We start from the raw sequence: 13,853 nt of genomic DNA, 5'->3' as shown, positions 1-13,853 counted from the left end.
CCCCCGCAATGCAGGAGGGCCGGCCCCCCGCCCTCTTCGCGGGAGCACCGGCCCTCATGTCTCAACGGCGGTGGGTTACCACCGCCCCGGCATCACGACTGCCGGAACTCGGCGTCCACCACGTCGTCCTTCTTGCCCGTGGCCTGCGAGCCCGGCGCGGCGGAGGGGCCGCCGGCGCCCGGAGCGCCCGGAGCACCCTCGGCGCCAGGGACGCCGCCGGTGGCGCGGTACATCTCCTCGGCGGCCTTGTAGCTGGCGGCCTGGAGCTTATCGAGCGCGGACTTGATGGCGTCCTTGTCCTGGCCCTCGCGGACCTGGTTGAGCTCCGCCACCGCCTCCTCGATGCCCTTCGCCGTGTCCGCGGAGAGCTTGTCCTTGTTCTCCTTGATGAGCTTCTCCGCGGCGTACGCCTGGCTCTCCGCCTGGTTCTTCACCTCCACCAGCTCGCGGCGCGCCTTGTCGGCGGCCTCGTTGCTGCGGGCGTCGGCGACCATCTTCTCGACCTCGTCCTTCGCGAGACCGGACGAGTGGGTGATGGTGACCTTCTGCTCCTTGCTGGTGGCCTTGTCCTTGGCGCTGACGTTGAGGATGCCGTTCGCGTCGATGTCGAACGTCACCTCGATCTGCGGCATGCCGCGCGGCGCGGGAGGCAGGCCCGTCAGGTGGAAGCGGCCGAGGCTGCGGTTGTCGCCCGCCATCTCGCGCTCACCCTGCAGCACGTGGATCTCCACCTGCGTCTGGCCGTCCGCGGCCGTGGAGAAGACCTCCGACTTGCGCGTGGGAATGGTGGTGTTGCGCTCGATGAGCTTCGTCATCACCCCGCCCAGCGTCTCCACGCCCAGGCTCAGCGGCGTCACGTCCAGCAGGAGGATGTCCTTCACCTCGCCGGAGAGCACGCCCGCCTGCACCGCGGCGCCCACCGCCACCACCTCGTCCGGGTTCACCGAGCGGTTCGGCTCCTTGCCGAACAGCCGCTTCACCGCCTCCTGCACCTTCGGGATGCGGGTGGTGCCGCCCACCAGCACGACCTCGTTCAGGTCCTTCGGGTCCACGCCCGAGTCCTTGAGGCACTTGCGGCACGGCTCCAGCGAGCGCTCGATGAGGTCATCGATCATCGCCTCGAACTTGGCGCGCGTGAGCTTCACGTTGAGGTGCTTCGGGCCGGACGCGTCCGCCGTGAGGAACGGCAGGTTGATGTCCGTCTCCATCGCGCTCGACAGCTCGATCTTCGCCTTCTCCGCCGCCTCCTTCAGGCGCTGGAGCACCATCTTGTCCTTGCTGACGTCGAGCCCGGTGTCCTTCTTGAACTCGGCGATCAGCCAGTCCATGATCCGCTGGTCGATGTTGTCGCCGCCCAGGTGCGTGTCACCGTTGGTCGCGAGCACGTCGACCACGCTCTCGCCCACCTCCAGGATGGAGATGTCGAACGTGCCGCCGCCGAAGTCATAGACGGCGATCTTCTCGTCCTTCTTCTTGTCCAGACCGTACGCGAGCGCCGCCGCCGTCGGCTCGTTCACGATGCGCCGCACGGTGAGGCCGGCAATCTCGCCAGCGTCCTTGGTGGCCTGACGCTGGGCGTCGTTGAAGTACGCCGGAACGGTGATGACCGCCTCGGTCACCTTCTCGCCCAGATAGTTCTCCGCCGCCCGCTTCAGCTTCAGCAGCACCTGCGCGCTGATCTCCGGCGCGCTGAACTGCTTCCCGTCGATGTCCACGCGCGCGTCGCCGTTGGGGCCACGGGCCACCTTGTAGGGGACCAGCTTGGCTTCCTCGCCCACCTCGTCGTGGCGACGGCCCATGAAGCGCTTGATGGAGTACACCGTCCGCTCGGGGTTGGTGATGGACTGGCGCTTCGCCACCTGACCGACCAGGCGCTCCCCATCCTTCGTGAACGCGACCACCGAGGGCGTGATGCGGCTGCCTTCCTCGTTGACGATCACCTTGGGCTCGCGACCCTCCATGATCGCGACCACGCTGTTCGTGGTGCCCAGGTCGATCCCGATAATCTTGCCCACGGTTCCTATCCTCCGGAAAAGACTGCGTTTTTCTGCGAACTCCTGATGTACGCCCAACGTAACCACCCACCCCCGCCTGTCAAACCAGGGTGGGGACTTCCGTCGCGTCCTGGAGAAGGTGGTGCTCCCAGGTGCGTAGCGCAGTGCGCAGGCAGCCATGCGCCGCGTCACGCCCGTGCCACCAACCGGGCACGGGTGCGTAACGCGCTCTACACCTCTGTCACCCGCAGGTAGCAACCGGGCGACCTGGAGATCAGCAGCCGACGCTGCAACCCCTTGGAATGACATGCTTGCCCGCCTGCTGACGCAGGGCGTTAGGCTTTGGCAATGAAAGTGCACAGTGTGCCGGCGTCGCCATCGGGTGTCCCCCTACCCGTGCCTACCTAGGAGCCAGCCGCATGCTCGTCCAGCCCCTCCGCTCTCCGGACCTCCGCCGTGCCCCCGCGTCGGACACCACCGCCGAGCCGAAGGTCGCGGTGCTGCTGAACGCCAATGCCCGCAAGGTGGACGCCCGGGTGGTGAAGTCGCTGTCGCACGTGGTGCCGGAGCAGGACCTGTTCCTCTCCCGCTCGCAGCTGGACGCGCGGCGCATCATCCAGACGGTGCTGGAGCGGGGCTACCCCATGGTCTTCACCGGGGGCGGTGACGGCACCTTCATGGGCTTCGTGAACGAGGTGCTGCACCAGGTGGGGCCGCGCGGCCGCTTCGCGGGCCAGCAGGCGCCCCGCTTCGGCATCCTCAAGCTGGGCACCGGCAACGGCATCGCCAACCACGTCAACGCCTCCGGCACGCGCGGGGACGGCATCCTCAACGACGTGCTGCGCGCCCGCACGGGTGAGATTCCGGGCTACCGCCCCATGGACCTGCTGATGGTGGACGGGCAGCGCGCGCCGTTCGCCGGGCTGGGCGTGGATGGCAAGGTGCTCAACGACTACATCTGGGTGAAGGAGAACCTGGGCAAGGGTCTCCTCAAGAGCGTCCTCACGGGCAGCGGCGGCTACTTCTCGGCGGTGGCCTGCAAGACGGTACCCCACTACCTCACGAACTCCACCTGGGTGGAGTGCGAGGTCATCAACGGCCAGGCCGGCGAGGCGTACCGGCTGGGCGCGGACGGGCGCGCGGTGGGTGAGGCGCTGGCCCCGGGCGCCACGCTGTTCCGCGGCCGGCTGATGATGGCGGCGGCGGGCACCATGCCCTTCTACGGCTACGGCTTCCGCATGTTCCCCTTCGCCAGTGAGCGGCGCGGCTTCATGCAGCTGCGGCTGGGCCAGGTGAAGCCCACCCAGGTGCTCGCGAACCTGCCGCAGCTGTGGAACGGCCGCTGGTTCCCCGAGGGCCTCCACGACTTCCACGCCCGCGAGGTCACCATCCGCTTCGCCCGCCCCATGCCCTTCCAGGTCGGCGGCGACGCGGCCGGCTACCGCGACCAGGTGACGCTGTCCGTGGCCCCGGAGTCCATCGAGCTGGTGGACTTCAACGGCGCCATGAACTGAAGGCGCGGGCCGGGCCTCGCGCCCTGCCCTTCACGCCCGTGAATCCCCGGGCGGAAGCCTCCCGCCCGGCACCCACCCGAAGGCTACCCGCGGTCCCTCGACGCCGGAGGCTTCTCCCCCGGCTCCTTGCGGCGGCCCACGACGAAGGCGTAGCTGACGCTGGCCTTGCCGTTGCTCTCGCGGTGCAGGGACACCTCCTCGCGCAGCCCCGCCGCGCGCGGCTCGGCGGGCGCGGACGCCAGGTGCGCCTCGATGTCCCGGTAGAGCACGTCCAGCTCCGAGTCATGGAGCGTCTCCGCGGACTCGGGCTCGTAGCCGGCGGCCTCCAGCACCTGGAGCAGCTCGCGCGGCAGCAGCAGCGGCCCGCCGATGCGCTTCTCCCAGAAGTCGAGCGCGGCCTTGGGCGCGAAGCGCCCCACCTTCGCGGGGAACGTCAGGCCCAGGCGGCCGCGCTTCGCCAGCAGCGCGCGCATGCCCGCCAGCGTGGGCCGCAGCGGGTACAGCACATGCCCCTGAATGAGGATGCCGTTGAAGCCGCCCTCCGGCAGGCCGAGCGAGTCCAGCGCCACGCGCCGCACCTCGAGCCGGTCCGCGAGCCCCTGGGCCTTCACCCGCTCGCGCAGGGGGGCGAGCACCGCCTCGTCGGTATCCGCGGCGACGACCGAGCAGCCCAGCTCCTTGGCCAGCAGCAGCGCGGCGGCGCCGTCCGGGCCGCAGCCGAGCACCAGCACCCGCGAGCCCGGCTCGAGCTGCGCCACCTTGGCGAACCGCCGTGTGGAGTCGTCCGAGCCGAAGGCGCGCCGGACCTGCGCGGGGTGAAACAAGGGAAAGGGCTCTGCCGGGCTCATGGATTCCTCATATACCCGCGCCCCGCTCGGACTTCCAGCCACGCACCCCTCGCGGCTGTCGCGAGGGGCACGGGGGCGTGGACCCGGCCTCACAGGTAGTAGATGACGCGCTCGTCCCGGTGGAGCTCGGCGTAGATGGAGCGCCGGTGCTCCTCGGACAGCAGGTACACCGACACGCTCAGCGACACGTACTTGCCCTTGCTGCTGGGCTGCTCGCGGATGGAGTCCGGGGAGATCTCCGAGCCCATCAGCTTGCGGAACAGGTCGCGCACGTGCTCGAGGAAGCCGTGTTCCTGCTTGCCCATCACCTTGAAGGTGTAGACGGCGGGGTACTCGATGAGGGGCTTCTTCTCCTCGTCTCCGGCGGTGGGCGTGTTGTCGGGGCCGTCCTTCTTCATGGCACGTCTCTCGAGTCTGGCGCAGGCCTAGAGCAGGTTGGCGGCCAGCTCGGCCAGGGCGCTGCGCTCTCCCTTGGCCATGGTGATGTGGGCCGCGATCTTCTCGCTCTTGAAGCGATTGACCACGTGGACCAGCCCGTTGTTGGTCGAGTCCACGTACGGGTTGTCGATCTGGAACGGGTCTCCCGTGAGGATGATCTTCGTGTTGTCCCCCACGCGGGTGATGATGGTCTTCACCTCGTGGGGTGTGAGGTTCTGCGCCTCGTCCACGATGATGAACTGGTTGGGCAGGCTGCGGCCGCGGATGTACGTGAGCGGCTCGATTTCCATCAGGCCCAGGTCGAGCAGTTCGTGATAGCCGCGGCCGGCTTTTTTGTCCGCGCGGCTCAGGTTCATGAGGAACTCGACGTTGTCGAAGATGGGCTGCATCCAGGGGTTGAGCTTCTCCTCGACGCTGCCCGGCAGGTAGCCGATGTCGCGCCCCAGCGGGAAGATGGGCCGGCTGACCAGCAGCTTCTGGTAGAGCCCCTCCTCCGTCACCTTCTGCAGGCCCGCGGCGATGGCCAGCAGCGTCTTGCCCGTGCCCGCCTTGCCGACGATGGTGACGAGCTTGATGTCGTCGTTGAGCAGCAGGTCCAGGCAGAAGGTCTGCTCCATGTTGCGCGGGCGGACGCCCCAGGTGCCTTCCTTGATCTGCCGCAGCAGGGGCACCAGCTTGCCCTTGGTGCCGTGGAAGCGCGCCATGGCCGTGTGGGACGGGTTCGTCTCGTCCTTGAGGAGGACGGCCTGGTTCGGGGCGAGCGTGTCCGCGTCGGGCAGCTCCACCTCGGCGCCCTGCTTGTACATCTGGTCCACCAGCTCGCGCGGGACGAGCCGCTCGGTGAAGCCGGTGTACAGCTCGGTGATTTCGACCCGCTCGGCGTCGTAGTCCTCGGCGATGAGGCCGAGCGCGTCCGCGCGGATGCGGAGGTTGGTGTCCTTGGTGATGAAGACGGCCTGCGTCTCCGGCTCCTTCTCCATCAGGTCGATGGCCACCGCGAGGATGCGGTTGTCCATCAGGTTGCTGTCCGCCATGGACAGCGGCAGCTCGCGGTCGGTGAAGTTGACGCGGAGCATGCCTCCGTGCGGCAGGGGCACGCCCTCCTTCAGCGAACCCTCCGCGCGGAACGAGTCGAGGTAGCGGGCCACCAGACGCGCGTTGCGCCCCAGCTCGGAGAGATCGCGCTTGAACTGATCGATCTCCTCGATGACGTAGATGGGGATGATGACGTTGTTGTCCTTGAACCCGTAGATGCTGCGCGGGTCGTGGAGGAGGACGTTGGTGTCGAGGATGAAGTTCTTTCGCATCGTGGGTTGCGCGACCTGAAGGTTCGGGTGCGACCGCTGCGGACCGTGCGACTGGGGGGCTTCTCGTGGCCCGGCTGGGGGCCCTTTCGCCACCCAATATAGACACCGCCCCTGGGGGAAACAGCCAGTGAATCGCCTGGAAGGCCGGCTGTCCGATACCCCACGCCGCACGCCCGAGCCAGCACGCCGTGACATCGCGTCGCGGTCTCAGGCCCTGGGATTGGAACGTCTGGAGCCCACGTTCCCAGTCCCGCGCGCCACACCCCTGTAGCGTTCTGTTGCTAGTGCGCCACGACGGGAGCGAGCGGGTCGTACCCGAGCAGTTCCACCACCCGCTCGGGCGGCGGTCCGGGCGGCATGCGCTCCCAGGGGAAGCGCTGCTGGAGGGCCTCCTCGTCGAGCGTGAGCAGCCGCCGGGCGGCCACCTGGAGCGCGTCGTCCCACGTGCGCGCGTCGAAGTGGTGGATCAGCCGGCTGCTCAGCGGGGAGAGCATAGGGGTGGGCAGGAAGGGCGCGGGCCGGCCCTCGGCGTCCTTCATGCAGCCCAGCTCCACGGCCCAGGCGACGAGCCAGCGCGGGCGTCCCTGCCCTGCCCCCTTCAGCGCGAGGAAGCGGCCCTGGGCCTCTCCGTCCACGAACAGGAAGCGGCGCTCGTAGACGCCCGCGGCGGCGAAGGTGGAGGGCACGAGCGCCAGGGCCTCGGCGCCGATGCGGCGGGTCATGAGGAGCAGCAGGTCGAGGATCTGCCCGGAGAGGGAGAGTCCAGGGTGGCTCTGTCCAGGCAGCGGGGGCCGGTTCCAGTCGAAGTGCCGGGCGGGGTTCTGGAGGAGCAGCGAGTCCACGTAGAGGAGCGGCGCCTGGGCGAGCGCGTCGGTCAGGCCCACCTCGGCGCCCACCGTCTTGCGCAGGCACACGTCGGCGACGGGGGCGTAGAAGCGACGGCTCCAGACGACGATGCGGGGGCGGTACGGGTCCTGGAACTGGACGCGGACCTCCACGGGGCCCACGCGCTCCTCGACGCGCTCGAGGAGCCCGTAGGCGCGCAGGGCGCGCTCCAGGCCCTGGGGGCTGTAGGTGCCGAAGACGAGGTCCACGCGGGCGTTCTGCGTGTCGTCGAGGCCGAGCTCCTCGAGGGTGAGGTCCTGGTTCTCGGAGGCAGCCAGGTCCAGCCCGCTCAGATGCTGGAAGATGCGGCGGTAGCGGGTGCTGATGGGCTGCGTCCGAGGCATGACGGCGTCCTATTCGTAGCGGATGTCGACCACGGTGAGCTCGATGTCGCCGCGGGGGCGGTGCACCTCGACGGAGTCGCCCACGGCCTTGCGCAGGAGGGCGCGGCCGATGGGGGACTCCACGCTGATGCGGCCTCCGGCGGCGTCGATCTCATCGGAGCCGACTATCTGGTACGTGGTCCTGTTTCCGTCCTCGTCCTCCAGGGTGACGGTGGCGCCGAAGTAGATTCGCTCACGGTCTGTCTGTTCAGCGGGCGTGACGATGGTGGCGGTGTCCAGGCGCTTCTGTAGGAAGCGCAGGCGCCGGTCGATTTCGCGCAGGCGCTTCTTGCCGTAGATGTACTCGGCGTTCTCGGAGCGGTCGCCCTGGGCGGCGGCGGCGGAGACCTCGGCGGTGACCTTGGGGCGCTCCTCGTTGAGGAGGTGGACCAGCTCGCGGTGCATGCGCTCGGCGCCTGCCCGGGTGAGGTAGCGGCGGAACGGGGCGCGCTCCTCGTCGTCGTCCTCGATGTCGTCCTTATCGGGGTGTACGTCCTGGGACATGCTCCTTGTATACAGCCGGACGGTGACCGAGGAGTGGAGACGGTGGGCCGGGCGTTCACCGGAAGTCGGCGGGGCGGTGTCAGGAAGGCGGGGGTATGCTCGCCAGTGGAAAGCGCGGGGCAGTGCTGGTAGGAAGCGCCTGCTCCCGGGTTCCCTCCGGGGGTGGATGTCGGTTTCGAAAAAAGAATAGTGCGAGTCGCTAGCTCAGCTGGTAGAGCACCGGCCTTTTAAGCCGAGGGTCGGGGGTTCGAGCCCCCCGCGACTCATGTAGTAGAGAGGAAGAGCCGTCCCCGTCGTCTAGAGGCCCAGGACGCTGGCCTTTCAAGCCGGTAACACGGGTTCGAATCCCGTCGGGGACACTTAGAAGCAGAGGAAAATCACGGGGTTGGACGGGTCAACCGTCCAGCCCCGTTCGTTTTCGTCCACCCGAGCGCTGTTAGAACGCTGTTAGCGCGGGCCCTGACAGCGCGCCTGCCGCAAGTCCGCGCCGCGAGCTGCCCGGCAGCCTCGAAGGCCACGGTGGCGGCGCAGTGCGATAGGCGGGGCGCCCATGAGCCGGCCGGCCCCCACGAGGTTGCAAGGGGCCAGCACCGGGCCGGCGCTCGCATGGACCCTATCCGCAAAGATGCCTTGCGCGCCCAATGCACGCAGGCGGCCTCCGGACGCGGCAGGAGCGTTCGGCTGGGCGAGGACGAAGCCCTGCAGAAGCGACTGCGGCGGCTGCAAGGCACTCGCTCGGGACGGGCGAAGCTGCGCGAGCGGGTGCCCGTCGAGCACCCACTCGCCCATCTCGGCCAGCGTCAGGGGCCGAGGGCCCGCTACCGCGGCACGCGGAAGAACACCTTCGACCTTCGCCGGCTCTGCGCGCTCCAGAACCTGGAAACCATCCACCGCCGCATCGCCGAAGAGCAGCGCCTCGCGGCATGAGGTTCCACTAACCTGTTCGGCGCTCTAGCATCGCCTCCGCCCGCGCAGAGTCTCCCTTCCCTACGGCTGGGGAGCTGCCCCCATCCCCCGGCACGGAGGGGTCAAGGTGCTGCGCGACCGCCGATCTCCGGGAAGCGCTCATAAGCCCGCAGGAGCGCGTCCAGGTGGGCAGGGTTGTCAAGGTCGAGCGGCGCGTCCGTGAGCTGCACGACCCACCCGCCCGATGCCGTGCGGTGCGTCCGTGAAAGAAGCTCTGCGTCCCGAGCCAGGTCCGGGAACCCGATGGCGCGTGCGGCAGCGGCAGACCAATAATTGAGCCACCCGAGGTAATGCGGAATTTCAGGCGCGCGGATGTAGTCCGGGAACCTAAGCACTGGGAGCCCGCGTGGTGCGACACCCGGCTTACGCACCGGATCGATCGTCTGCCGCGAAATCTCGACGGCCGCGTTGAACGGCGTCGCGCGCCCCCAGAAAGCGCGAGCGCCTTCCCCTATGGCTGCCAGCACACCCGCTGCCGCCGCGATACCGGCTGTGTCCAGGTGCAGCGACCCGTGAACCTCCAAGTGCGGCGGGCTCCCTGCCGCAAGCCCGTTAGGATTCTCCCAGCCGGTAATCGTCACCGGGCGGCTTTTGTCATCGTTGCAAAGGAACGGAAACCCGTTGTCCGTCCTCTCTGAAACGACCCATTCGTCGCGGTGAGGCAACGCAAGAAGATCTTCCTTTTCAGAGAGCGTCCACGCTAGCCGTAGACCAGGAAGCGCGCCTTCCATCCCGTGAACGATAGCGAGAGGTCGCCTGTCGTCACCCACGAGCGCAGGCGCATAGACAATGATGCCGAGTTCATCAGGAAAGACCGCCATATCAACACCAATCCATGACAACAACCGTGAGAGTATTATCCAATCGCTCAAGTGCGACTTTGTGCGCAGCGCTTCGCACGCCAACAACAAACTTATATCCACATGCTTCTGCGAGCCTTTTCTCGCGTTGCAATTCCGGCAGCTTCACGCGGGCAAAAAACTGCTGGGAGTGCAGGTTGTGTTTGCCGAAATTATCAGTTTTGACGTCCCACAGGGTCCGCGTAACAAGCACCAACGCGTCGAATTGCTTGCCATTAACAAGCACGTCCCAGCCGGGGAAGCTGTTCTGCGGAAGGAGGTCGGCGCAATCGTCGTGCGGGTCATTTCCGCCTCGGTGCGGCACTGGGACGGGCCTGCACTCCGGGCGGCGCTCGCGCTCCACTGGATCGGTCGGCGCCGGGGGGAACCAATCCTGCCCTGTTGGCTCCGGCTTGGGCTTTCGATTCTCTGAGGATTCCTGCGAGGCGGGCTTCGTCCGGGGCGCGGGTTCTACCTCGTCCGAACTACTCCCTCTCAGCTCATACGCATCTAGCGCTTCCTTGATGACGACTCCCACCACCACAACGCCAAGGACAATCACCGCGCCTGCAACGATCTCGGGAGCAGCCAAGACACAGAGGCCGATGCCCAAGGCAGCCGCACCCGCCGAGGCAACGGCACACCTTCCCGTCCGGTCGTTGAACTGGACCCGGTCATGGTCGAGGGCTGCAAAGCACCGCTCCGCTAGCACGGGCCAAGGCTGGGACGCCTCACGGACGACGCACCGTCCCCCGTCCGTCCACGGTAGCTTCGCTGCTCGTTGGAGGTTGGCGATCCTCGGATTCCGGGACGTGTGCTCTCTTGGGCTCGGTGCCGACGTGGCGCAAGCCGAGAGGAAGACCAGTAGTGCGGCGCAGGCGCGGAGTCGCATTGCTTCGTCCTTTCCGTCGAGCCAGCGAGCTCGGGGCAAGGCTGGCCGCATGTGGAGTATGCCAGCAGCCGCGAATAGCGGGGATACCCGGAACCTGCCGAGACGCGGCAGCATGGCCCGGAGCGCACCAGCGGCACGATGAATTTCGGGCGCGGTGGGACACGGCACGGGGCGGCGCGGCTTCACAGGAGACAGAGCGATCGACTCGGAGCGCTCCAGCATGGACGCGGCGCAATTCGCGGGGCAGCGGCACCGGGGAACCAGAAGCGACCCCATCGAAGAGCAGGCACCGCGACGGGGACGGCTATTGAAGTGGTCCCCGTTTTTTTGGACCACCCCCATTTTTGCGCTTTGAGCCGACTCCCACGTAATCGAGGCACTCGAAGAGGCCCTGCGCCACCATGGGCCTCCGGGCATCTTCAACACCGACCAGGGGGCGCAGTTCACGGACAAGGACTGGCTCGCAGTGCTCAAGGAGCAGGACGTGCGCATCAGCATGGACGGCAAGGGCCGGTGCGTGGACAACATCTTCGTCGAGCGGCTCTGGCGCAGCCTCAAGTACGAGGAGGTCTACCTCAACGCCTACGGCGACGTGCGCCAGGCCTGGGCGGGCGTTGGCCGCTGGCTGCGCTTCTACAACCTCGAACGTCCGCACCAGGCGCTCGGGTACCGCACGCCCATGCACGTCTACCGCACCGGCATCATCGAGCAGGCGGCGTGACTCCACAGGCCTCCACAGCTTTCCACAGGTTACGAGTCTCCCCCCGCGCCCCCTCGACACGACCACGACGACGACGTATCAACACACTCTCACCGTCGGCTCAGGCGCAAAGATGGATCGCCCCAAAGTGGTCCAGCCGATGGGGTCCACCTCACACCGCCCCCCGTCCCGGACACCATCGTTACGGAGCTGGCCGAGCAGTTGGGGCAGGACCGCAGGACCATCTGGGCTTGGTGGGCAGGGGTGTCGCCTCAGCCCCTGTTCGCGTTCCTACTCCTTCGACTCTGCGTAGAGTACGAACCCGTCAATGGGCAGGGGTGCGTGGGGGATTAGCGTCTGCACCATGCAGAGGTTGTCGCAGTGCTCGGCGTTCGGACCGCCGAAAACAGTCTTGAAGGCCGGTTCCACACACCAATCCGGATCAAGGAATAGGCCGGTGTCGTCTGCCTCCGCGAACTTGCGGATGACGTGTGCGGGATGAAACGTCCACACGTCATAGTGGCCGGACCGACCTTCCGTGGGGTCAACCTCGGCGCCAATATCGCGGAGCCACCGCATCAGCTCGGGGTCCTCCGTCTGGAGGTTCCCCTTGGAGGAATCCATCACTTTCACCCGTGCCTTTGGCATGGTTGCCTCGGCCCATGCAGCCACATCCGAGGGATCGATGATGCGGAAGCGCGGCTCTACGCGATCTATCGGAGGGTCTCCGTTCCAGTATTCTCTCGGCTCGTGCGAAACGTACCCTGAAAGCTCCACGCGCCCATGCGCGTCCGCCTCCATCAATAATCCCGAGCTGCTGTCGTGGATGTTGTACTGGAAAGCAGGGGCGCCCACCTGTTCGGCGAGGCGTGCGAGAAGCGGCGGGCTTCCCTGCATCAACAATTCAAAGGGGGCGGTGCGGATGGCAGTCCATCCCGGGGCGCCACGGAAACCGGCGATCCCCCAACGGCGAACCTCCTCACCCTTTCCGATTTGCATAGGATCTCGATGGTCAGTCTTGCGCTGTCTCGGGATCACAAGTTGCCGCCCCATTTCCACCACAAGGCGGGCAAGTTCTCTCTCAACCCGGTTCACATCCCCACATTGAATAAAGGCCGCGTTCATCCAAGTACCCATGAGGCAGGAACCTACTCCAGAGCTCGCCCGGGTGTCTCGGCGGTGTTAGATTGGCTCGAGTCTCACTCTTGTCATGAGTAAGAAGACCCCCACGCTGGTCACGATCAACAAGGCGCAGACGGCGACTTGGTTTCGCCTCCAGTATTGGCCCGATATCCAGTGCATCCAAATTACCACTGGAGAGCGTCCGCCCGAGTTCGTGGAACGAAATGACGCGGCTTGGGTCTCCATGAGGGACGCGAACGTGTACGCAGACCTGGGTACTTGCAGCAAAGTCAAGTAGCCTCCCTTGAGAGACGGCAAGGTGCTCACGACGCCGGTCCCAACTCCCTCAAGCGAGGATAGCTATTCAGCCCCTGAGGCATCCCCTCATATGACACCGAAGGCTTCGCGGAAAACGGGGCGCTCTCGGACGAGTTGGCTGAAGAGTTCCATCAGAGGTCGCAACCGTTCCTCGGGCAGCATGGGCAGAGCCTGATAGTAGAAGCATCCCTGGCTGAAGCGGGAGCAGGAGCGTTTCTTGCCCCGGCCTCTCCCAGCAACGTCAGCAGCGCCAGCGCCAGCGCACACACCAGCAGCAACCGGTCGCGCCGCTCCGGCTCGGCAATGCTCATGGCGGACAAGCCAGAATCGTCATCTTCACCGCGGGGGCGATGAACTCACGCAGGCGCAAGAGGACGGAGTCCTTCACTTCATTGCGCAGCCCCTTGAGGTCGGACTTCTGCACCGTCAACCACACCAGGGGCTTCCAGCGGCCATGTCGCGTCTTGAGCGCGGCCACCAGCGTCGTCTGGTCGTCGGCCTCGAAGTCCGTCCAGTCCAGTCCAGCGACACCACAGCCTCGGTACGCTGCCCCAGCACGTAGGGCATCCACAGGGCGAACAGGTGCCAGACGTCGATGCCCGTGTTGGACAGCAGCTGGTCGACCTGCTTCACCCCGTGCTTGCCCTGGGTACCACGGGCCAGCGCCAGCGCCCGGCCGATTGCGTACACCGGCAGACTGGCCGCATGGACCACGCCCAGCGTCGCCAGCGACAGCGACAAGACCCGCTTGGCATGCAGGTCTTCTCCGAAGAGTCCGTCGAGGAAGGCGTGCACCTTGTTTTCGTTGATGGGAGGTGTTCTCACCCAGTACGTAGTGTCGAAGCGGCCCTACACAATGAGGCGATGCCTCAGCCCCCCCCTCCACGGGTTCGAATCCCGTCGGGGACACTTCAATCGGGGCCGGAAGCCGCTGGAATCTCAGCGGTTTCCGGCCCCGGTGATTTCAGGCTGCTTCTCGTCTCCAGAAAGGCGTTCGCATGCAGGTGCGTATTTGCGTGCAGGGAGAATCCCTCCAGGAACGCCGGGCGTGCAGGCGCCCACACGCTTCGTCATGGGCGGAGCGTGCGCTTCAGTGCTAGTCCATGCTGCCATGTCCGGCGACTCACCCGCCCCCACCTCCGA

At 66.8% G+C, this 13,853-nt stretch carries 10 protein-coding genes, 2 tRNA genes and 3 pseudogenes; 5 read left to right on the top strand and 10 right to left on the bottom strand.

Annotation, left to right across the window (positions count from 1 at the left end; genetic code table 11):
- Window positions 1-92 precede the first annotated feature (92 nt).
- Window positions 93-2,015 (bottom strand): molecular chaperone DnaK, encoded by a 1,923-nt coding sequence (gene dnaK / locus HG543_RS42750; protein WP_169350703.1) that lies wholly within the window; start codon window positions 2,013-2,015, stop codon window positions 93-95.
- A 398-nt stretch (window positions 2,016-2,413) separates the two neighbouring features.
- On the opposite strand from dnaK, the gene HG543_RS42745 reads away from it, so the two are divergent.
- Entirely contained in the window at window positions 2,414-3,508 is a 1,095-nt protein-coding gene (locus HG543_RS42745; protein ID WP_169350702.1) for a diacylglycerol/lipid kinase family protein, read from the top strand.
- A gap of 83 nt (window positions 3,509-3,591) precedes the next feature.
- Here HG543_RS42745 and HG543_RS42740 read toward each other — a convergent pair whose 3' ends face one another.
- From HG543_RS42740 to greB, 5 genes are all read right to left on the bottom strand, one after another.
- Window positions 3,592-4,356: an SAM-dependent methyltransferase gene (locus HG543_RS42740; protein ID WP_169350701.1), complete on the bottom strand. Its 765-nt coding sequence runs from the start codon at window positions 4,354-4,356 to the stop codon at window positions 3,592-3,594.
- An 89-nt stretch (window positions 4,357-4,445) separates the two neighbouring features.
- A complete protein-coding gene (locus HG543_RS42735; protein WP_169350700.1) occupies window positions 4,446-4,754 on the bottom strand; it encodes an HP0495 family protein in 309 nt (102 codons plus the stop codon).
- Between the two features lie 27 nt (window positions 4,755-4,781).
- Window positions 4,782-6,101: a PhoH family protein gene (locus HG543_RS42730; protein ID WP_169350699.1), complete on the bottom strand. Its 1,320-nt coding sequence runs from the start codon at window positions 6,099-6,101 to the stop codon at window positions 4,782-4,784.
- A 281-nt stretch (window positions 6,102-6,382) separates the two neighbouring features.
- On the bottom strand, window positions 6,383-7,330 hold the full coding sequence (locus HG543_RS42725) for a deacetylase (RefSeq protein ID WP_169350698.1): 948 nt from the start codon (window positions 7,328-7,330) through the stop codon (window positions 6,383-6,385).
- 9 nt (window positions 7,331-7,339) lie between these two features.
- Window positions 7,340-7,873, bottom strand: a complete 534-nt coding sequence (gene greB, locus HG543_RS42720; RefSeq protein ID WP_169350697.1) for a transcription elongation factor GreB — start codon at window positions 7,871-7,873, stop codon at window positions 7,340-7,342.
- 193 nt (window positions 7,874-8,066) lie between these two features.
- Between greB and HG543_RS42715 the strand changes: the two genes are divergently transcribed.
- The 3 genes and pseudogenes from HG543_RS42715 to HG543_RS42705 all read left to right on the top strand — a co-directional run.
- Window positions 8,067-8,139: transfer RNA gene (locus HG543_RS42715), tRNA-Lys, on the top strand.
- A gap of 20 nt (window positions 8,140-8,159) precedes the next feature.
- A tRNA-Glu gene (locus HG543_RS42710) sits at window positions 8,160-8,232 on the top strand.
- Between the two features lie 271 nt (window positions 8,233-8,503).
- Window positions 8,504-8,800, top strand: a pseudogene (locus tag HG543_RS42705) (transposase); the annotation flags it as partial.
- Between the two features lie 101 nt (window positions 8,801-8,901).
- Here HG543_RS42705 and HG543_RS42700 read toward each other — a convergent pair.
- Window positions 8,902-9,660: a DUF5953 family protein gene (locus tag HG543_RS42700; RefSeq protein ID WP_169350696.1), complete on the bottom strand. Its 759-nt coding sequence runs from the start codon at window positions 9,658-9,660 to the stop codon at window positions 8,902-8,904.
- 1 nt (window position 9,661) lies between these two features.
- On the bottom strand, window positions 9,662-10,291 hold the full coding sequence (locus tag HG543_RS42695; RefSeq protein ID WP_343073581.1) for a DUF6310 domain-containing protein: 630 nt from the start codon (window positions 10,289-10,291) through the stop codon (window positions 9,662-9,664).
- 640 nt (window positions 10,292-10,931) lie between these two features.
- Between HG543_RS42695 and HG543_RS42690 the strand changes: the two are divergent.
- Window positions 10,932-11,291: pseudogene (locus tag HG543_RS42690) on the top strand (transposase); the annotation flags it as partial.
- Between the two features lie 270 nt (window positions 11,292-11,561).
- Here the strand turns inward: HG543_RS42690 and HG543_RS42685 are convergent.
- Together HG543_RS42685 and HG543_RS57220 are read right to left on the bottom strand one after the other, a co-directional pair.
- Window positions 11,562-12,395 (bottom strand): hypothetical protein, encoded by an 834-nt coding sequence (locus tag HG543_RS42685; protein WP_169350693.1) that lies wholly within the window; start codon window positions 12,393-12,395, stop codon window positions 11,562-11,564.
- Window positions 12,396-13,100: 705 nt separating this feature from the next.
- Window positions 13,101-13,520, bottom strand: a pseudogene (locus HG543_RS57220) (IS4 family transposase); the annotation flags it as partial.
- Window positions 13,521-13,853 lie beyond the last annotated feature (333 nt).

Source organism: Pyxidicoccus fallax, from assembly GCF_012933655.1.
GTDB lineage: Bacteria > Myxococcota > Myxococcia > Myxococcales > Myxococcaceae > Myxococcus > Myxococcus fallax.
This window is presented reverse-complemented; position numbering and strand designations above follow the sequence as displayed.

Excerpts from the sequence above, each read along its gene's own strand:
- HG543_RS42730 (WP_169350699.1), bottom strand. The coding sequence starts at position 6,101 with ATGCGAAAGAACTTCATCCTCGACACCAACGTCCTCCTCCACGACCCG.
- HG543_RS42685 (WP_169350693.1), bottom strand. The coding sequence starts at position 12,395 with ATGAACGCGGCCTTTATTCAATGTGGGGATGTGAACCGGGTTGAGAGA.
- greB (WP_169350697.1), bottom strand. The coding sequence starts at position 7,873 with ATGTCCCAGGACGTACACCCCGATAAGGACGACATCGAGGACGACGAC.
- HG543_RS42700 (WP_169350696.1), bottom strand. The coding sequence starts at position 9,660 with ATGGCGGTCTTTCCTGATGAACTCGGCATCATTGTCTATGCGCCTGCG.
- HG543_RS42740 (WP_169350701.1), bottom strand. The coding sequence starts at position 4,356 with ATGAGCCCGGCAGAGCCCTTTCCCTTGTTTCACCCCGCGCAGGTCCGG.
- HG543_RS42725 (WP_169350698.1), bottom strand. The coding sequence starts at position 7,330 with ATGCCTCGGACGCAGCCCATCAGCACCCGCTACCGCCGCATCTTCCAG.
- HG543_RS42745 (WP_169350702.1), top strand. The coding sequence starts at position 2,414 with ATGCTCGTCCAGCCCCTCCGCTCTCCGGACCTCCGCCGTGCCCCCGCG.
- HG543_RS42735 (WP_169350700.1), bottom strand. The coding sequence starts at position 4,754 with ATGAAGAAGGACGGCCCCGACAACACGCCCACCGCCGGAGACGAGGAG.